The organism is Pedobacter polaris (assembly GCF_005116505.1).
Classification (GTDB): Bacteria; Bacteroidota; Bacteroidia; order Sphingobacteriales; family Sphingobacteriaceae; genus Pedobacter; species Pedobacter polaris.
Genome location: NZ_SWBR01000001.1, coordinates 437338 through 457881, shown reverse-complemented (window position 1 = coordinate 457881; position 20544 = coordinate 437338). Strand labels below are relative to the sequence as shown.

The 20544-nt window shown below is 34.2% G+C and carries 16 protein-coding genes and 1 tRNA gene; 12 read left to right on the top strand and 5 right to left on the bottom strand.

Annotated elements, in window-relative coordinates; genetic code table 11:
* Positions 1-169 precede the first annotated feature (169 nt).
* From FA048_RS02060 to FA048_RS02050, 3 genes are read left to right on the top strand one after another with little or no spacing between them, the layout of a single operon-like run.
* On the top strand, positions 170-3292 hold the full coding sequence (locus FA048_RS02060; RefSeq protein ID WP_136838457.1) for a SusC/RagA family TonB-linked outer membrane protein: 3123 nt from the start codon (positions 170-172) through the stop codon (positions 3290-3292).
* An 11-nt stretch (positions 3293-3303) separates the two neighbouring features.
* Positions 3304-5004 carry a SusD/RagB family nutrient-binding outer membrane lipoprotein gene (locus FA048_RS02055; RefSeq protein ID WP_136838455.1) on the top strand — a complete coding sequence of 567 codons (1701 nt, stop codon included), beginning with the start codon at positions 3304-3306 and terminating at the stop codon, positions 5002-5004.
* Between the two features lie 9 nt (positions 5005-5013).
* Positions 5014-5952 carry a BT_3987 domain-containing protein gene (locus FA048_RS02050; RefSeq protein WP_136838453.1) on the top strand — a complete coding sequence of 313 codons (939 nt, stop codon included), beginning with the start codon at positions 5014-5016 and terminating at the stop codon, positions 5950-5952.
* Positions 5953-6181: 229 nt separating this feature from the next.
* On the opposite strand, the gene FA048_RS02045 is transcribed toward FA048_RS02050, so the two are convergent.
* From FA048_RS02045 to FA048_RS02035, 3 genes are all read right to left on the bottom strand, one after another.
* Positions 6182-6511: a 2Fe-2S iron-sulfur cluster-binding protein gene (locus tag FA048_RS02045; protein WP_136838451.1), complete on the bottom strand. Its 330-nt coding sequence runs from the start codon at positions 6509-6511 to the stop codon at positions 6182-6184.
* Between the two features lie 2 nt (positions 6512-6513).
* Positions 6514-7524: an NAD(P)/FAD-dependent oxidoreductase gene (locus FA048_RS02040; protein ID WP_136838450.1), complete on the bottom strand. Its 1011-nt coding sequence runs from the start codon at positions 7522-7524 to the stop codon at positions 6514-6516.
* Between the two features lie 131 nt (positions 7525-7655).
* Positions 7656-9782, bottom strand: coding sequence for a prolyl oligopeptidase family serine peptidase (locus tag FA048_RS02035; RefSeq protein ID WP_136838448.1), 2127 nt, complete (start codon positions 9780-9782; stop codon positions 7656-7658).
* A 158-nt stretch (positions 9783-9940) separates the two neighbouring features.
* Here FA048_RS02035 and FA048_RS02030 point away from each other — a divergent pair, with 158 nt between their 5' ends.
* The 9 genes from FA048_RS02030 to lepB all read left to right on the top strand — a co-directional run bounded on the left by FA048_RS02030 (position 9941) and on the right by lepB (position 17035).
* The gene (locus FA048_RS02030) at positions 9941-10687 is read left to right on the top strand and encodes a UDP-2,3-diacylglucosamine diphosphatase (protein WP_136839385.1); all 747 of its coding nucleotides are present in this window, start codon (positions 9941-9943) and stop codon (positions 10685-10687) included.
* Positions 10688-10903: 216 nt separating this feature from the next.
* Complete coding sequence (gene prfA / locus FA048_RS02025) at positions 10904-11977, top strand: peptide chain release factor 1 (RefSeq protein WP_136838445.1); 1074 nt, start codon at positions 10904-10906, stop codon at positions 11975-11977.
* A gap of 95 nt (positions 11978-12072) precedes the next feature.
* Positions 12073-12146, top strand: a tRNA-Asp gene (locus FA048_RS02020).
* Between the two features lie 152 nt (positions 12147-12298).
* The gene (locus FA048_RS19890; protein WP_136838443.1) at positions 12299-12487 is read left to right on the top strand and encodes a Fic family protein; all 189 of its coding nucleotides are present in this window, start codon (positions 12299-12301) and stop codon (positions 12485-12487) included.
* Between the two features lie 354 nt (positions 12488-12841).
* Positions 12842-13267: a DUF1573 domain-containing protein gene (locus tag FA048_RS20080; RefSeq protein WP_136838441.1), complete on the top strand. Its 426-nt coding sequence runs from the start codon at positions 12842-12844 to the stop codon at positions 13265-13267.
* A gap of 410 nt (positions 13268-13677) precedes the next feature.
* On the top strand, positions 13678-13971 hold the full coding sequence (locus FA048_RS02005) for a hypothetical protein (RefSeq protein WP_136838439.1): 294 nt from the start codon (positions 13678-13680) through the stop codon (positions 13969-13971).
* 221 nt (positions 13972-14192) lie between these two features.
* Entirely contained in the window at positions 14193-14495 is a 303-nt protein-coding gene (locus tag FA048_RS02000; RefSeq protein ID WP_136838437.1) for a hypothetical protein, read from the top strand.
* A gap of 481 nt (positions 14496-14976) precedes the next feature.
* The gene (locus tag FA048_RS01995) at positions 14977-16125 is read left to right on the top strand and encodes a BF3164 family lipoprotein (protein WP_136838435.1); all 1149 of its coding nucleotides are present in this window, start codon (positions 14977-14979) and stop codon (positions 16123-16125) included.
* A 4-nt stretch (positions 16126-16129) separates the two neighbouring features.
* Positions 16130-17035 (top strand): signal peptidase I, encoded by a 906-nt coding sequence (gene lepB / locus FA048_RS01990; protein WP_136838433.1) that lies wholly within the window; start codon positions 16130-16132, stop codon positions 17033-17035.
* Here the strand turns inward: lepB and FA048_RS01985 are convergent.
* Both FA048_RS01985 and FA048_RS01980 read right to left on the bottom strand, forming a co-directional pair.
* A complete protein-coding gene (locus tag FA048_RS01985) occupies positions 17032-17817 on the bottom strand; it encodes a GLPGLI family protein (RefSeq protein ID WP_136838431.1) in 786 nt (261 codons plus the stop codon). The two genes, lepB and FA048_RS01985, sit on opposite strands and share 4 nt — an antisense overlap.
* Positions 17818-17820: 3 nt before the next feature.
* Positions 17821-20544 carry an outer membrane beta-barrel protein gene (locus FA048_RS01980; protein WP_136838429.1) on the bottom strand — a complete coding sequence of 908 codons (2724 nt, stop codon included), beginning with the start codon at positions 20542-20544 and terminating at the stop codon, positions 17821-17823.

The window sequence follows — 20544 nt, the reverse complement described above, 5'->3', positions numbered from 1 at the left end:
ACAAAACATATCAAGCAATTGTTAAAATATGTTAAAATTTAACTACTTAGTTTTCAGATAGTTAAGTTTTTATGGATTTTTTTTAACGGTCTAAAATTTTGATTCTTATATAGTTATTGCCATATTTAAAGATTAATTAACTATTAACTAACCTAAATTTTATTAATTTATGAAAAAACTTGTACTAAGTTTATTCATCTTGTGTACACTAACTGTGGCTGCATTCGCTCAAGAACGCACAATAACAGGTACAGTAAAAGCAAGTGAAGACGGATTGCCAATCCCAGGTGTATCTGTAAAAGTAAGAGAGGCTACAAATGTTGGCGGAACAACAGGTGTAGATGGTAAGTTTTCATTAAAAGTTCCAGCTACGGCTAAAACTTTAGAGATTTCTTACTTAGGGTATTCTACTCAAGTAGTATCTATTCCTTCAAACAATGTTTTAAATGTGTCTTTAGTGCTAGACTCTAAAGTGCTAGACCAAGTTGTAATTACGGCGGGTGGTGTTACGATTAAACGTCGTGAGCAAGGTAACCAGTCTACTACAGTTGGTGCACAGCAATTAACTCAAGCAAAAGCATTCAACGTAGCTAGTGCACTTTCTGGTAAAGTAGCTGGTTTACAGGTAAATGCTGTTAGTTCAGGTGTTAATCCAAGTGTTCGTTTGGTATTACGTGGTAACCGTTCGTTATTAGGAAACAACACTGCTTTAGTTGTTGTTGATAACGTAATTGTTCCATCTAGTATCTTGGGTAACTTAAACCCTGAGGATGTTGAAAATATCCAAGTTCTAAATGGTGCTGGTGCTGCTGCTCTTTATGGTTCTGATGCATCGAATGGAGCACTAATTATCACTACTAAAACTGGTAAAAGAGGTGTAACTCAAATTAAAGTTGGCCATACGACAAGTTTAGAGCAAATTTCTTATTTGCCTAAATTGCAACAAACATATGGTTCTGGTACTGGCCCGGATGATGTCCCGACCTATACTGCATATGAAAATCAGCAATATGGCCCTGCTTTTGATGGTTCAATGAGAGTAATTGGTAAACCACTTGTAGATGGTTCTATACAAACTGTTCCTTATGAGTGGAATACAACTGAAGGAAAACAACAATTCTGGGAAACTGGTGTAAACAATCAGACAGACTTTAGCTTGTCATCAGGTGATGAGAAAGGTTCTTATTATTTATCATCTCAGTATTTTGACCAAACTGGTACAGTTCCTGGTGATAAATATAACCGTTTCACTATTCGTTTAAATGGTGCTAAAGATTTAATGAAAGGCGTAAGTTTTGCATTTAATGCTAACTATGTTCAAAACAGATTTAATTTAGGAGACTCTAATAATGCATTTAACAACGTATTAATGTCTCCAGGTCAAATTCCTTTGACCCGTTATTCTGATTGGAGAAATGATGCATTTTCTAATCCAAATGGTTATTATAATGAATATTTTGATAATCCTTATTTTACCTTAGATAATAACAGGACTTTAACAAGTAACGATTATTTAACTGGTAATGCTCAGATTAAATACAATCCATTTCCTGAACTATCATTATTGTTCAGAGTATCTATGTCTAATAGAAATGTTAGAACTAAAGCTTGGTCTGATAAATTCACTTTCTCAGCTTATAGATTTGGATTAAGTGGTGCTGCAATCGCTGCTCCTAGAGTTGGTAGTGTTTCTGACGGGGCAACTACTGAGACTCAAATTAACCCTGAGTTCCAAGCACAATATATTAAACAAATAAGCTCAGATTTCTCTTTAAATGCAATCTTAGGATCTAGTGTACGTGATAACTATACTAAATCAGTAAATGCATCATCTTCAGCGATGGTAATCCCTGGCTTATATAATGTTAGCAACACTACTGGTAACACAGCGGGTAGCGAATCAAATACAAGAGTTCGCCAAATTGGTGTGTATGCTGATGCTCGTTTGGGCTATAAAAGCTATTTGTACTTACACTTAACAGCAAGAAATGATTGGAGATCAGTATTGGCACAAGAATTCCGTTCTTTATTCTATCCTGCTGCTGATATTTCATTCATCGCTTCTGATGCAATTCCTTTCTTAAAAGAATCTAAAACTATTAATAGTTTAAAATTAAGAGGTGGTGTATCTAAAGTAGGTTTGGTAAACTTAGGAGCTTATAGATTACAACCAACATTTGGCCAACAAGCTGGTTATCCATATGCTGGTGTTCCAGGATTTGGATTTAGTAACGCTCTTGTATCTCCTAGTATTAAACCAGAGGTTACAACTTCTTATGAAGGTGGTTTTGATTTAGAAATGTTCCAATCAAGAGTTAACCTTACTGTTACAGCTTATAAATCAAATACAGTAGACCAAACAGTATCAGTAGGTATTCCTTCTTCTACAGGTTATACAGGGTATTTAACAAATACTGGTGAGGTTGAAAACGAAGGTTTCGAAACTTCATTACGTTTGGTGCCTGTTCGTACTTCGTATGGTTTAGAAGTTTCAGTTGGCGGTAACTATACTTATAATCAGAATAAAGTACTTTCGATTTCTACTGATCAAACATTTATCAGCTTAGGAACTTTCGGCACTGCTAACTTGGTTGCGGAAGTAGGAAGTTCATTCCCGTTGTTGAAAGGTACAACTTATAATAAAGATTCTCAAGGTAGAATCATTGTTGATCGTGTTACTGGTATGCCAAGTGCAACTACGTTAACTTCTGGTTTAGGAACTACAGAACCAAAACATCGTTTAGGTTTAGATATGTCAGTAGACTATAAAGGTTTCCGTTTAGCAACAGTATTTGAATACCGCACAGGTAACGTAATTTTTACGGGTGCTAGCACAGGTTTCGATTTCTCTGGTGCAGGTATCAGAACTACTTATTTCAATAGAGAACGTTTTGTTGTGCCTAACTCTTCTTATTTAGATCCAGTTACTAATACGTACGTAGCTAACACAAATATTACTACTAGAACTGGTGGTGTAGATTTCTGGACAAATGGTCCTTCAAATACTGCAGTTAATGCAAACTATACTTATTCTGCAGCTTTCTGGAAAATGCGTGAATTATCGTTGTCTTATGATTTACCAAAATCAGTATTCAGTAATATTAAATTTGTAAAGGGTGCTACTGTAAGTGTACAAGGACGTAATTTGTTCTTGTGGGCACCTAAGACTAACATTTATACAGATCCTGAATATAGTGCTTTTGATTCACAAAGTAATGCGATAGGATTCACTTCATTGAGTCAAACTCCTCCTGGAAGATTTTACGGATTAAGTTTATCAGTAACTTTATAAAAATAACAGATATGAAAAAAATATTTAAATATATATTGATGGGTGCGGTTGTTATTGGAGTAAGTTCTTGTAAAAAGTACTTAGATATCAATACCAATCCAAATAACTTTACTTCATCAACTCCTGCTCTCGTTTTGCCTCAGGCAATTGTAGCAGCAGCGGCTAGTAATGTTTCATTTAGCCAAACATTGGCGGATATTTCTGGAGCTAGAGCAAATGCTGGTGGATTCGGTGGATTCGGTGATGTAGTAACATATGACTTTAATACTAGTACTTTCGCTGGACTATGGACACAGAGTTACGATAATGCAAACGATTTTCAATACGTAATTAATGAAACCTCGGCTGATCCAACTGCAGTATTTTCTACTTCAATTGCAAGAATTATGAAAGCATTGGTGTTTGAGCGTTTGGTTAATCAATTTAACGACGTTCCTTATAGCGATGCATTGAAAGGTGTAGCTAGTTTACAACCAAAATATGATAAAGGACCTGATATCTATAAAGCTTCTATTGCTGATTTAGATAAAGCAATTGCAGATATCATTGCTGGCCAAGCCGCAGGTACTTCTAAAATTACTGCAATTCCGGCCACTGCTGATCCATTATTTGGGGGTACAACTGTAACAGCAGGTGTAAATGGTATGGACAGATGGAAACAATTTGCACAAACTATTAAATTGCGCATGCTAATTAAAATGGCTGGTGTACCTGCACATAGTGCTTATGCAACTGCTGAGTTTGCTAAACTTAGTGCGTCAATTGGCTTCCTTACCGCTGATGCTGTAGTGCAACCAGGTTATGTACAAAGAGATAGACCTAGCCCTGTTTACAGTGCTTTAGGTTTCAGCGCTACCGGTACTAACGTTTTAACTAGCAGAATTCCTTCTAAATGGATATTTTCTTTCTATAGTGGAGCGAAGATTATTGATCCAGGAAGAGGTTCGGTTATCTATAGAAACTTTAGCTCTACCACAGCTCCTACACCAATTAACCAATTAGGTGATGAGTCTGCAGGTGTTCCTCAAGTTCTTGCGGCAGGCTCAACTTGGAATACTTCTACGGCTAACACTAATACTATAGGTATTGCTAAAAGCCCAACACAAGCTACACCAATGTTGTTGTTAACAGAAAGTAAGTTTTTGCAGGCTGAAGCTGTTTTACGTGGTTACATTACTACAGCTTTAACAGGTGGTTCTAGCGCAGAAGCACTTTATTCACAAGGAATAACAGCATCATTTAACTATTTGTATAAAGACGGTACTGGTGCTGTACCTTCTACTAAGAATCCAACTACTGATGCTGCTACTTATTTAACTGCTAACTCTGTAGCAGGAAATATAATAGGAAACAACTTGACTAACTGGAACGAACAAAGGACACAAAATCCTACTACCTCTGTAATTACTACAGCAGTACCTACAACAGAGCAAAGAATTGAGCGTATCATTACTCAGAAATACATTGCTTTAAACAGTATTGCTAATGACGAAAACTACAATGAATTTAGACGTACAGGATACCCTGCAGTTGTAAATAATGCTGCAAACGATCCATTGTCTACTTTTGCTTCCAGACAATCAGTCTCTACGCACTCAGATAAATTACCTACTAGAGTTTTATATCCTCAGGAAGAGTACAACTTGAATCCTGTGAATGCACCTGCAGGTATCAACAAATTTTCAAGTCTTATTTTTTGGGACCTAAATTAATTATAGAAGATGAAAAAGATATTTAATAGAACTTTGGCAATGTTAGTTGCTGTTACAGCATTAACATCTTGCCTAAAAGACGATTCAACGGTATTAGATCCAGATAAATCAGTAGGAAATGTGATTGAATTCGCTAACCCTAAAGATATATCTGTGCATGGTAGTACTACAGCAGCTTACATTTTCAGCTACGATAACGTGCCTACACCAACAAATCAAACCATTTCCGTGAGCTATTCGGGACCAGAAGCTGTGGCTCCTAAAGATATAGAAGTTGAAATTGGTCTAGGTCCTCAAAGTGTAATTACTCAGTATAACACCGAACAAAATGGTTCAATGATCATGATGCCTTCTGATAAGTATGTCATCAATGCAACTAAAGTAGTGATCCCTAAAGGCAAAAGGACTGCCTCTTTCACCATTTCTTTCAAAACGAGTACTTTTGTTGTAGGTGATTTATATGCATTGCCATTGCAGATCAAATCTGCATCTCATGGTATAATCAGCGGGAACTTCAGCAACATCATCTTAAATGTAATTCCAAAAAATCTTTGGGATGGTATTTATTCTGTTGAGGCAGGTACGATTACCAGATACACCAATCCTACTACTCCAGCTAACGACGCATTGAGCGGAAGTATGGCTGGTAACCCTGATGTAACTTTGCAGACCAAAACCGCTAATAGCGTAACAGTTGTTGGTTTGAATTGGGCTAATAAAGGTGGTGGTGTCGGTGGTGTTGATCCAATTACAATGACGATCAACGCTAATAATACACTTTCGTTCTCGTCAGGAGTAACTACTACCTTGCTTAAGGAAACGACGGGTAGAACAAATACTTATGATCCTGCTACCAAAACATTTACCATCAATTTCGATTGGAATCCAGCCGGAGCAAAAAGGGAAGTGGTAGGTCTGGTACTTAAGTACAAAGCTTCAAGACCATAATAGATTAAGCTATCTAATTTAAAAAAGGGATGTCTTTCATTAGACATCCCTTTTTTATTGAAGTTTTAAACAGGTAATTGTTACTGTAGTTTATATTATATTTTGTTGGGCATTTGAATTGCATTTCATTTTCCAGCCTCTCACTCGATTAAGTCGATGAAAGAGTTGGCAAATAAAAAATGGGCTACTTGTAGGTAGCCCATTTATCATAACACCAATTGAAAGGAGATTAATCCATCGCATGTAAACGAACCTTAAGGCCGTCCATAACTGGGCTTAATTGCAATTGGCAAGCTAATCTAGAATTTGGCAATAGATCTGGTAAAGTGTCAAGCATGGCATACTCATCGTCTGTCATTTCATTTAGCTTTTCTTCGCCTTCCATTACATCTACACAACAAGTAGCACATAAGGCCATACCACCACACGTAGCTAAAATATCATATTCGCTCGCTTTTAAAAACTCCATTAAGCTTAAGCCCATGTCAGTTGGAGCAGTTAATGTGCTCACATTTCCTTGGCGGTCTTCAACTTCTATTGTAATGTCTATTGCTTCCATTATTAAAATTCTGTTACACCATTAACTGTAGTATATTTCATGGTATACTTAATACCAGGGTTCATGTATTGATAAGCGCTATGGCTCATTAATGCTGCCTCATGAAAACCACACAATATTAACTTTAATTTATTGGTATAAGTATTAATATCTCCAATTGCGTAAATACCTGGGATATTTGTGCTGTAATCATCTGTATTAACTTCGATAGCACTCTTGCTTATATTTAAATTCCACTGCTCTATAGGGCCTAATTTTGGGCTTAAACCAAATAGGGGAATTAGATGGTCTGCTTCATAGGTAGTAGTTTCCATGGTACGGTTATGAATTACTTCTACTTTCTCTAATTTACCCTCTCCCGTAACAGAATTTAAGTTGCTATTTAAAACAAGGTTGATTTTACCACTTTCTGCCAATTCCATTACTTTATTTACTGAATCTGGAGCACCACGGAAACTTTCGCTACGGTGAACCAAAGTTAATTCTGAAACAACATCTGCTAAGAAAATAGTCCAGTCTAAGGCAGAATCTCCACCCCCAGCAATTACCATTTTTTGACCACGGTATTTCTCTGGGTCTAAAATCATGTAATTTACACCACGGCCATTTTCAAATTGCTCTAAGCCAGCTACTGCAGGTTTACGAGGTTCAAAACACCCTAAACCCCCAGCAATTACCACAACTTTAGCCTCAATAATGGTTCCCATGTTTGTAGTGAGCACAAAATCTGCTTCACCGCGTTTTTCTAAACCTTCAATTCTTTCTCCTAAAGTATAGCCAGGATGAAATGGTTTAGCTTGTTCAACCAAATTATCTATTAATTCTTGGGCTAAAACAGTAGGATAACCTGGAATATCATAAATTGGTTTTTTAGGGTATATTTCTGAAAGTTGACCACCAACTTGAGGTAGATAATCAATTAAATGACAACGCATTTTTAATAAACCTGCTTCGAAGATGGCAAACAAGCCAACCGGTCCAGCGCCAATTATGGCTATATCAGTAGAGATCATGCAAAAAAATTTGATGCAAAGTTACAAAATCAGACACACTATTTAGACATATTCCAGATTATTTTGATAAAATCTATTAATTTGGTAGTTTATGGTTTCTCAGCTAAATAATCAGCCTTTTTAATTCTGTGTTAATAGGTAATTCCCAAATTCTGAAATACAAAACTCCAAACATCTGCAGCTTCTTCAATCATTTTTGTAGTAGGTTTACCTGCTCCATGGCCGGCCTTAGTCTCAATTCTAATTAACATTGGGTTTTTACCTTTATATTTTTCTTGTAAAGTCGCCGCAAATTTAAAAGAGTGTGCAGGCACAACACGGTCATCATGATCAGCTGTTGTAATTAATGTTGCCGGATAATTTACACCTGCTTTAATGTTATGCAACGGAGAGTACTTAATTAAATAATCAAAGTCTGTTTGGTTATCACTACTTCCATATTCTACAGCCCAGCCCCAGCCTACTGTAAATTTATGATAGCGCAACATATCTAAAACCCCAACTGCAGGCAAAGCAACTTTAAAAAGCTCTGGTCGCTGTGTCATGCAGGCGCCAACTAATAAACCACCGTTCGAGCCACCAGATATTGCAATTTTGCTAGGGTTGGTATATTTTTCCTTAATTAGATATTCTGCAGCACCAATAAAATCATCAAAAACATTTTGTTTCTTTTCTAACATACCTGCCTTATGCCAAGCCTCACCATACTCACTACCTCCTCGTAAACTAGGTTGAACGTAAATACCACCTTTTTCTAAGAATAACATTCTAGATAAGCTAAATCCAGGGGTTAGTGAAACTTGAAAACCACCATAAGAATACAAGTAAACCGGGTTGTTTCCATCGAGTTTAATTCCTTTTTTATGAACGATAAACATGGGTATTTTAGTTCCGTCTTTTGATGGATAGAAGACCTGCTTAGTTTCGTAATTCTCTGTATCGAACTTCAACTCTGATTTCTTAAATAAACTTGACTCCCCCTTCTTAATATCATAACGATAAATAGTGCCTGGTGTAGTAAAGTTGGTGAATGAATAAAAGAATTCTGTATCGTCTTTATAGCCGCCAAAACCTCCAACGGTTCCAATATCAGGCAATTTTACCTCTTTAATTTTTTTGCCAGATAGATCGAATTGAACAATGTTTGTGCTTGCATCTTTTAAATATGAAGCCCATAAAAAGCCTCCGCCAGTACTTGCACCTTCTAAAGCTAATTTTGATTCCAGGATAATTTTTTGCCAGTTTTTGGGGTCTGAATTTTTTGGATCAATTAAAACAACCTGCTTGTTCGGAGCGTCTAAATCTGTATTTATCAATAACTTGTCGCCAATATTATTAATAACACTATGGTTATTTTCAAATCCTTTAACCAATAAGTTTATTTTACCATTAGGGTCTGTTAGGTCTTGGTAATACAATGCATTGCCTGATGTACCGGCACTTGCATATAAAGTTAAAAAATGTTCATCCTCAGTTACATCTGCACCAAAATATAAATTCGGATTGGTTTTGTCTTCAAATATCAACTGGTCATCTTTCTGTAAGTCGCCCAGTTTATGGTAATATACTTTTTGAAATTTATTGGCTCCAGATAGTTCCATGCCTTTTTTAGGTTCATCATAGCGGCTGTAATAAAAACCATCGCCTTTCCATCTTGCTCCAGAAAACTTAGTCCACTTCAATTCGTCAGCTAATTTCTTTTTACTTGCAATTTCCATTACATAGATATTGCTCCAATCAGAACCAGATTGTGCAATAGCGTAAGCCACATATTTTTTGTTAGGAGAAAAACCTAATAAAGAGATAGAAGCTGTTCCATCTTTAGAGAGTGTATTTGGATCAAGAAATAACTCCTCTGTGCCATTTAAGCCCTTTTTAATAAACCAAACACTTTGGTTTTGTAGACCATTGTTTTTAGTTAAAAAATAATATTCACCAACTTTAAAAGGGGCTGTTTCTTTTGGATAATTCCATACTTCTGTTAATCGCTTTTTAATATCGTCCCTGTATGGAATTTGTGATAGGTAATTTGATGTGATTTTATTTTCTGCATCCACCCATTTTTTTGTTTCCGCTGAAGTGTCATTTTCTAGCCAACGGTAAGGATCTGCTATAGTTGTACCAAAATAATTATCTGTAGTTGAGTCTTTTTTTGCTTCTGGATATGTCATTAAATTGATTTTTTCTGCTGGCTTTTTACCTTGGTTACAGGCAAAAAGTACAATTGCAAATAAGCTTAAAATGAGTGGCTTTTTCATGTCAAAATAAATTTATTTACTAATATATGTTTTTCGAAGCTTAAAATTTAAACTACAAAAGGAACAAAAAAAACTAAAAGTTATTGATGTTGTGGGCATTAAGCTTTGGTCTTTATGCTTTCGGCTTTCAGCTTTTTGAATTACCTTTGAGATTGTACATGACAAAGAACATTTATTTCGCTTCAGATTTTCACTTAGGTGCACCAAATTATGATGAGAGTCGTAAAAGGGAAATGCACATTGTAAATTGGTTAAATTCTATTGAATCTACCTGTGAGGAGTTGTTTTTAATGGGTGATATTTTTGATTTTTGGTTTGAATATTACAAAGTTATTCCAAAGGGATTTATTCGGTTGCAAGGGAAGCTTGCCCAAATGGCGGATGCTGGTATAAAAATTTATTTCTTTAAAGGAAACCATGACATGTGGGTAAATGATTATTTCATCAAAGAAATTGGAATAGAAATTATTAGTGATGAATTGATTATAGAGAGAAATGGAAAGAAGTTTTACTTGCACCATGGAGATGGATTAGGACCTGGCGATGCGAAGTATAAGTTTTTGCGTAAGATTTTTAGAAATCCTTTTTGCCAGTGGCTTTTTTCTGTATTACCCCCTCGAATTGGAATGTTTGTTGCCAACGGCTGGTCTGGAAATAGTAGATTAGCTAACGACAAGAAAGAAGTGTTTTTAGGTGAAGAGCAAGAATGGCTTGCGATTTATGCGAAAGAACAACTACAAAAAGAACATTTTGACTATTTTATTTTTGGGCACAGACATTTGCCCTTAGATATTAAATTGAACAGTAATTCTAGATATGTAAACCTTGGCGAGTGGATTAATTATAACTCTTACGGAGTTTTTGATGGACAGGAGTTGAGGTTGGAATACTTTAAGGGTAATTAGTATAAAGTATCGAGTATCAAGATGTCAAGGTTACAAAACTGTTAACGGAAAACTGCAAACTGAGGATTTTTCCTTATTTTTGTATCTTTATTTGCACAGGTTTGTGTTTAATAAACCCGATTGAAGTGGAATTTTCTTTTTCTGAAAATTTTAAACGTAAAGCGGGACTTGCTTTGTTTATTGTAGCGAAGCAGATTTTCAAAAGAATTTAATACTATGTTAGAAAAATTAGAAGCGATAAAACTGCGTTGGGAAGATGTGGAAGAGCAATTGAGCAATCCGGATACTATGCAGGATATGAAGCGTTTTGCAGCTTTAAATAAGGAGTATAAAGACTTAGGCAAGATTGTGGATGAATACAAGATCTACAAAAATGTAATGAGTAATATTGATGCCAACAAGGAGATTTTGAGTACTGAAAAGGACCAAGAAATGCGTGAAATGGCAAAAGAAGAACTGGATATGTTATTGGAACAACAAGAAAAGATGGAAGAAAATATCCGTTTGATGTTGATACCAAAAGATCCGGAAGATGCTAAAAATGCAGTTTTTGAAATTAGAGGTGGTACCGGTGGAGATGAAGCAGCTTTATTTGCTGGCGATTTGTATAGAATGTATAGCCGCTATTTTGATACCAAGGGCTGGAAAGTAGAAACTGTAGACGTTACTGAAGGTACAGCAGGTGGTTACAAAGAGGTGATTTTAAAGGTAAGTGGCGAAGATGTGTATGGCCAATTGAAATATGAATCTGGAGTTCATCGTGTACAACGTGTGCCAGATACAGAAACACAGGGTCGTGTGCATACCTCAGCTGCTTCTGTAGCGGTTTTGCCAGAGGCTGAGGAGATTGATCTATACATTAACCCTGGTGACATTGAGTTACACACTTCTCGTTCTGGTGGTGCTGGTGGACAAAATGTAAACAAAGTTGAAACTAAAGTGCAATTAACGCATAAACCATCGGGTATTGTTGTAGTTTGTCAGCAAGATAGATCTCAGTTGGGTAATCGTATCATTGCAATGGAGATGCTACGTAGCAAGTTGTATGATATAGAATTACAGAAAAAAAATGGTGACGTTGCTGCTCGACGTAAAACTATGGTATCAACTGGAGATAGGTCTGCAAAGATCAGAACATACAATTATCCACAGGGAAGAGTAACAGATCACCGTATAGGATTGACGCTTTATAACCTAAATAATGTGATGGATGGAAACGTGCAGGAGCTAATTGATGCCTTACAATTTGCAGAGAATGCAGAAAAGATGAAAGAAGGTGCTGTAATTTAAGCGCTTACAATTATTTTAAAATATTTGTTGTAAAATAAATTAAAGACACTATATTTGCAATCCCAATCCGAAAGTGATTTCGTTTTGAGGAAAACGGACCGGTAGTTCAGCTGGTTAGAATGCCGCCCTGTCACGGCGGAGGTCGCGGGTTCGAGTCCCGTCCGGTCCGCTGAAAGCCTTAACGAAAGTTGAGGCTTTTTTGATTCTGAAGATTCTTCAAAAAGGTTCAGTATTTCCGATCGTTTGGTTAGTACTAGCCGAGAAATGAGCTGTAAGTAATGATATGCCGTTGCTCAGAGAAAATTCGTAATAAATTTCTAAGTGAAATATGCATTCTTACATATAATGTGGAACCAGTTGTTAAGATGGCTATCATTTCACAATCAGTTCGAAAGCATTCATCCATTCTTTGATGGGAATGGACTTACAGGTCGTATCATTAATATTCTTTATCTCGTTAAAAGAGGATTTGTTAAGACTGCCTATACTTTATTTAAGTTGGTAGATTAACCAAAATAAGCAACTTATCGTCTTTTACAAAAAACTAGGGATCTGACAATTGGGAGCCATGAATTCTTTATATGCTCGATGCTGTTGAGGAAATTGCGCTTTAAACTTCTCATATCATTAGGGAGATTAAAAAGCTTATGACTTCTAAGCAAAAGATCAAGTTAGAACTGCTAAATCTGCTAGTTTTAACACATAACTCTGATCATATCAAAGGATTAATTTTAGCGTTGACGGATTGTAGTTACCAATTATGTCATGTCAATAAGTTTGTTGGACACGAAAAAATAGCTTTATGTCCAAAAAAGTGGTGTATATCTCCTAATTCATTTAACTTCATTTAATCTTTCCAGTATCATGAAATTTATTTTTGTTATTTGTATTGTATTAATAGGATGTTATTCGGCTGATAACAACAATTTGAGCTCGTATGATTTAAGCAAAAGGTCATCTAAGGACATTGAAGTTGATACTTTATCGAAGATATACGTGCCTAATCCTACGTACGATTTTGGTAAAATTAAAGTGGGGTCAAAAGTGAAACATGTCTTTTATGTTGTTAACAGAAGCAAAGTTCCACTAATTATATACAATGCAGCGACAAGCTGCGGATGCACGGTGGCATCAGTTCCACGAAAGCCTATACTTTATAATCAAACAGATTCGATAACAGCGGTTTTTTCAAGTGCTGAAACAGGTATGCAAAATAAAGTAATAAGCTTGTCAACTAATACTAATGATTCACCTAAATCATTGACCCTTATTGGTAATGTAGTGAAGTAGTATAAAATTTTGTCGTAATAATTGCAAAACTTCAATATAGTATTCTAAATTTTTCAGGAATTATCTTTCTAGGTAGACTATTTCTAGCAAACACTCAAGGAGGCTCTATATTAAAAAGCCACTCGTTATTACAGTCTTACTCTTTAACATTATCAATTCAATTTCCATAGAAACCTGTGACTAACTTGTATTACATGGTTTGGCTTTATTGACTTTTATTTCATAAATATTTCATTGTTAGATAGATGGCTATAGTCTTATGGTTGTATAATTAGGTGTTTTATCCATTCGTCATGTCATATAGAATATTGGGCACGGAATGAGACTTTTATGTGTAGGATTGATTTTTGTGTTTTCATTCTTCTTAATTTAGATTATGTTAATAACACATTATTTATGAGGATTTAGTTATGATTAGGAAAGTTTTGATGTTTTGTTTTGTAAATGTAATATGTGTAATTATTGTTTGCCTTGCAACCCTTGATGTGATGAATATCAACAAGCAAGCGATAATTAAATTAAGGGATATTCAAAAAATCGAAATATCCAATATTGTGGATATAGAGAATGCGAAAGCTGCAGAAACTGAAGGAGAAGTTTCGACTTGTGAAGTTGGGAGTAGCTGTCCATGCGGAGCGACCGGAAGTGAATGTACAGTTACTTTTAATGGACAACCTTTCACAATTAAAGGTAGAAAAGATTAATAAATGTACCTAATCTTATTACGTGCTATGTTTGTATTGAAATAAAGATAATATTGATCGACTGCTGACTTATAATGCCAAGGTCTTTTTGTAACGTAAAATTAAATGATCCCCAGTGAATGTAGATTCTTAGAAACCTTAAGAAACAAATCTTATATAATATTTAATAACGATGTTTTATAGAATACAATCAATCTAATCATAAACTAAATTTAAAAATCATGGAAAAATTTTCTAAGAAAAAACTGATGTTAAAAGCTGGAATGCCAGTGTTGGCTTTAGCTATGTCTATTTGGGGGTTAAGTAACCTTAATGGAAACGAAGCGAACAGTCAAACGCAAATTAAACTAAGAGATGTTTCTGCCGTTGCATCTAACAGTCAGTTTGCGATTTTAGATGCGAAGGCAACTGAAAAGGAAGATGAAATTGGCGTTGGTGAAACTGTAAATTGCAGTGAGAATGGAAGTGAATGTACAGTTACCTATAACGGGGGATCTGCCACAATTAAAGGTAAGAAACAGTAATCTCAAGAGCTTCAAAGTTGAAGGCTAAATACTTTAATGAAGTAACTACAAAAACCCAGATTTTTCATCTGGGTTTTTTTGCATATATATTTATAAAATATGAATTAACAATGTGTTTACATCTATTAGTCATGTAAAATTGACTGTTCAAAAAGAAATTTAGGCTTTATGTGTAGGATTGGAACAGCCAATGAGTTTTCTAACTACCTTGGATAAGGTAACTGCTGGCCTGAAATTGTTGTTAAAAAAGAAAACTAGGTTTAGAAAAGATGTGATGAGTTGTAATTTTGATTATTGTTAGTGATTCTATAATGAGTGAAACTAAGAATTTGATTTAAGAGACTATATCATGCTAAAATGATATACTGGCCTAATTAAATTATTCCTTAATTGATAATAATAGAAATCATTATCTGATTTCTATTTTGTAGGCTACAACACTTTAGCTTTAGGTCATGCCTAATGTATTAATATTTTGATCATGTATTTTACACAATCAAATTCAACTATGAGAATTACTTTTGTTAAAACTTTACTGTTAGTATCACTTGTTATAATTGGCAACGGCTGCGACCCTAGCAGAGATGAAGAAGATCCCTTAAATGATTTCATTACTTTGCCTAAAAAATCTTTGGTCGGAACCGATATAATATTAAAAAGTGATAGCGTTTTATATGATCCTAGAACTATACATGTATTTGATTCGTTAGCTATTTGTTATGATAACAATGGTTATACAGCCTTCTCCATAGTTAATTTAAATAATGGTAGCCTTGTAAGAAGATTTGCTCAGACTGGTAGTGGTGAAAATCAATATAATATAAATAGTCTGGGATTGAATCGGATAATTAAGGATCAACAGCACTTTACAGTTTATGAAGCATCAACACCACACCGGTTTTTTAAATTTGATTTAGATAGCTTAATCAAAGACAGTCATTATGCTCCAAGGCTAATTTCCGTTCTTCCAACGGAGTTTACTTTTATAGACCCAATTTTGCAATCTGATTCGATAATTACTGGTAATATTAGTTTCTCACAGCTTGACAGTAAAGTAATTGGTCGATATAATGTGATAAATAAGAAGTTGATTACTGGAATTGATTTAGCCAAGTCGCAGAATGATATATTTAAAGAATACTACGATATAGATAATATTGGATGGACTAAAAGTGTACTAGGAGGAAAGCTAGCAGCTCATCCGAAAGGACGTGAGATAGCTAATTTCTCAGCGAGAGGTGCAATGTATCAGATTTTTAACATCAAGGAAAATAATCCGAAATTGATAAAAGAAAAATTATATTACTTACCTAGATTTAAAATTTTGGATCTAGGACATGGTACCATGAAATCAAAATTCACTCCAACCAATAGGTATGGATTCAACAATATTACTGTTACAAATGATTTTATCTTCGCTCTATTCAATGGCAAATTAACAGAAACATCTGAGGCAAATTCTTTATCCTCCAATATAATTTTGGTTTACGATTGGAATGGCAATCCGGTAAGGAAAATAATATTGGATAAAGATTGCTATCAGATAGCAATAGATCCTCAAAACGCAAATATCCTTTACGCTTTAACTGCATTTAAAAATGTAGGCATACGTAAGTTCACTCTTGATTAGTTAGATGAAAATTAGAATAAAAAAAAATCTAAAGAATATAGTTGTCACTTTTTTTCTTTTTTTTTCAACCCTTTTGGTTATTAGATCTTGCTTTCTCGATGTTTTCAATATACCAAGCAACTCAATGAATGACAAGTTGTTTGTCAGTGATAAGGTGATAATCAATAAAACTCATTATTCTGGATTATTATCTGGAATCTTAAAATGGTTAAATGCCAAGGATGATCTTCAGCCTAGGGATATACTCGTATTTAAATTAGACTCTAACGAAAAATCATTCTACATAAAGCGTTGTATAGCTTTACCGGGCCAAAACATCGAAATTTTAAATGAAGATGTAAAAGTTAATGGAAGCAAATTTAACGAAGATTCGCATGTCTTATTTAGATTTAAGATATTTTATAAGTCATACCATAGATTAGAACGATTTTTCAGCAAAGCTGGCATAGATTATTTTAATGCTGATCTGGTAAGAAACTCAAATTATTTAAGTTTAAATTTGAATTTAGGTGAATACAAACTTCTTATTGAATCAATGGAAGTAGACTCTATTCAGATAGATGTTCCAACTACTAAAACAGCGAAATCAACAGCTTCGAAAAGAAAATTCGATGTTAACAATTTACAACTAATAAAAATCCCTTATAAGGGTATGACTATAAAGTTAAATGCTAAGAACTATAGGGTATACAATGTTTTAATTAAGAAATATGAAGGCTTTATAATTAAACTTTATAATGATGAATTTCGGTTAAATGGGAAAAAGATTACAACTTATACATTCAAAAAAGACTATATTTTTGTATTAGGGGATAATAGAAATAATTCAAAGGACTCAAGGCATTATGGACCTATCCCAATATCAAATGTAACAGGGAAATATATGTTTAAACTTGCTAATAATTTCTAAAACAAGGATCGCCTTCTAATAAAATTTAAAAGGCTAGAAGGCTTTATAGCCACCTCCTTTTTAAAAATTTCTTCCAACTCATAATTGGTGACTTTTTTGCCTGCCAGTTTACTAGTAGATAGTAATTGCATATTACGATCGGGGGAATAATTTTTTGCAAACCAAGTTATATGCTCATTTGGAAGAGCTATTCCTAAAATCATTCCTGGTAATCCTGCGAAAGATTCTGGGCCACCCTTTGGTATAATTTGATCAGTATAAAAAGCTACAACATATATCGAGTCGGAAACAAGTCCATTTGCCCTTCGACAAAGAAAACCAGCAATTTCTCTAGTTTCTCCTGTAAGCTTCCAATTTATTTTTTTAATGGGATCATTTAATAAATAATTAACACCTAAAATATTCTTTTGAGCATTGTAAGTTTGTTTTCTAAAATCCATTCTGACGTTGTTTTCTGAAGAATATTGCGACAAAAAGTCAATTTTTAATTCTGAATTAGATTTAGGAATAAATACAGATTGATTAATGTCAAACTCTAAGACAAAAGAAGTGAGCTTAAATTTTGGATTGTTATTTTTATATTCATCTGCATATTTTTTCATGTCACCCTCCAATGTTCCGTAATAATTGTCTAAATAGAAATAAACATTCTCAGATCTCTCAAATTCAATAGTCCCGCTTTCTATAATCCCTCGGTTTTGACATTTAGAATTGAAAGGATGAACCAGTACGAAAAGCAGTAAGTAAACAGTTTGCAGATGCTTTTTTAAGAAGTTTGTCATAAATTATTTAGCTGAATTAAATTTTTTGAAATTCCAAATGCAAGATAACATGAAATAGCGCTTTATTGTATCATATGTGTTTTGAATAACTAAGTTTTGAGTAATATACCTTTCAAACCCCCTATTTTGATTTAAAGCATCATTAAGCGATACCTTAATAGAGAGCTCATTATTTTTAAAAAAGTCTTTTTGTAAATAAGTATTCCATAAAACCCTGCTAAAATCACTTGTAAAACTTGTCGTTTTTCCTTGGAATAAATAGTCGACCTCAGTGTGTAGACTCATTTTAAATGGCAAATAAAAATCAAGATTTGGTCTTGTTTGATAACCCCACGATTCGTTTCGTAACAGAGGTTGTAAACTGTTTTTATTCGAGTTGTAAATTACCCCAAAGCTTACCCCGCAATTGTAAAAGTTTTTCTTAGCTTTTCCGAACCCTAGTGTTAGCTTATACATGTTTAGTTGGTTTTTTGACAACCTTGAGTTTACGATATTATTTAAACGATTACCCTCCATACTTCCATCAACAGTGAAAGAAATATCACTAATTTTTAAAGGTGCTCCAAATGAAAATGAAGCAGAATACCTTAGGTTCGAAACAGTACTTAAGTTATTATACTCATAGATACTTAAGCCCTCCAAATCTGTAGTAACGACTGCTGATATTGGGTTTTTGATTTGTGATAGGTTAACATTTCCGCTAATAAAGATATTGTTTGCTTGTTTAAAAGCTATATAATTTAGTGATACATTATTTGAAAATGATGGATCTAAATTAATATTGCCAATAATCAGATTTAATGGGTCATTATTGTTTATAATTGGCTGTAGCTGCTCAATTGATGGTAATGTAGGGTAGCCGTTATATTTCATCGAAAGGGTCTCCATAGCCGAAAAATTATAGGCAAATTCAGCTGAAGGATAGAAATTGTAAAATTCTCTTTTTAAGAAAGAATTCATTGATACATTTTTCTGATTAAAATTTATATGAGCGAAATCTGTACCAGCTTGTAATCTTATTTTTTTAGTTGAAAAATAATAATTTAAACCTCCTCTCTCGAAAACTTGTTCAAGATGATAATTATTGCTTAATGAGTTATTTAATAATTTGTTCCCAGAATTTTGTTCTTGATCAAACGTCTCACGATTGAGTGCACCGGAATTATGTATCCAAATCAGGGTTGCAGAGATTGTAGCAGACTTTGATAAAGGCTCTGTATAAACAGATTTTAAGTTTATTATTGAGGTATAATCTTTATTATACTTTAGCTGGTTTAAATCGGTGGGTGTTTCCGTCTCGATGTTCGAAATTAAAGTTCCTGAAGACGTCGATGTTGTATGGAAAATATTAAGTCCAATAGATATTGTTCTTCTTTCCCTATCTAATTTTTTTAGATACAAAAGATCTGTTGCACCAGCATATTTATCGGCGGAAGTTTTAAAAAGTCTAGAATTTGAATTAACAATATTCTCGCTTGAATCCCGAGCCTCTGATCTAAAATCATTAAATGTTTTTCGACTGATTTGTCCAGCATTTATTTTAATTGCTAATGAGGAACTTGTATCTAGGATTATTTTAAGGTCACTGTTTAAATTGTTCCTTTGCTGATTGTTGTCAAATTTTCTAACAGAATTGCTTAATAAGTATAAAGCTGGTAGATTCTCTTGGCGTTCAATAAAGTCATTTCCTGACACATTTAGATGATTATAGCTATAATTGATGTTCATACTTAATTTTCCTTCGTTAAATTTATTACTGAACTGACCACCTAAACCAGTAGAGTTTGGGATACCTTTACCACCATAACTGCCATTCCATGAATCTATATCGAAGGTATTGTAAGTTGCTTCAACTCCACCATCTGAATATTGCTGGCGATCTCTTCGGCTTAGGCCTACAATTCCTGTGTTGTTTGAAAATAAATATGCTGCAATTTTTTTGTCATTATGAAAGTGATTATAGAAACCCTGTCCTTGATAAAATCCAAAATTTCCTGCTGCTAATTCCACTCGCCCAAAATTTCCAATTTTATTTTCCTTTTTAAGCTTCAAATTGATTGTTTTACTCTCCTTTCCATCATTAATTCCTGTAAAAGCAGATTGATCGCTTTTTTTGTCAAATACTTGGACCTTATCGATCATATCAGCCCGTAAGTTTTTTGTAACCAAAGTCGGATCGTTACCAAAGAATTCTTCACCATCTACTAATACACGACGTACTTGCTTACCTTGTGCTGTGATATTGCCGTTTCTATCCACTTGCATACCTTGAAGTTGCTTTAAAAGATCTTCAACTGTCGCATTTGGTCTTAAATTGTATGCAGCTGGATCATATTCTGTTGTGTCCCCCCTTATTTTAATACCCAATTTTTTGCCCTTAACTACTACTGAGTTTAATAAAATGGCCTCATCCATTAAGTTTATTGTCCCCAAATCCATCAAACTGTCTTTCTCTAAATTCAAAGAGAGAAAAAAATCGACGTATTTTGGATATGAAATAATTAAATGATATTGGCCTTTAACGACATTTTGGAAGGTAAATATTCCATTTACGGTTCTTGTGTCAGCATAAATTATTGAGTCTTTTGATTTGACAAGAACTACCGATGCCTGGTTGAATTTTAAGTTCTTACTAGTATCTTGAACAGAACCAATAATTTTAACAGATTGAGCCAAGACTATGCAAGAGTTACAAAAAAGTCCAAAAAATATTATATAAAATTTCAT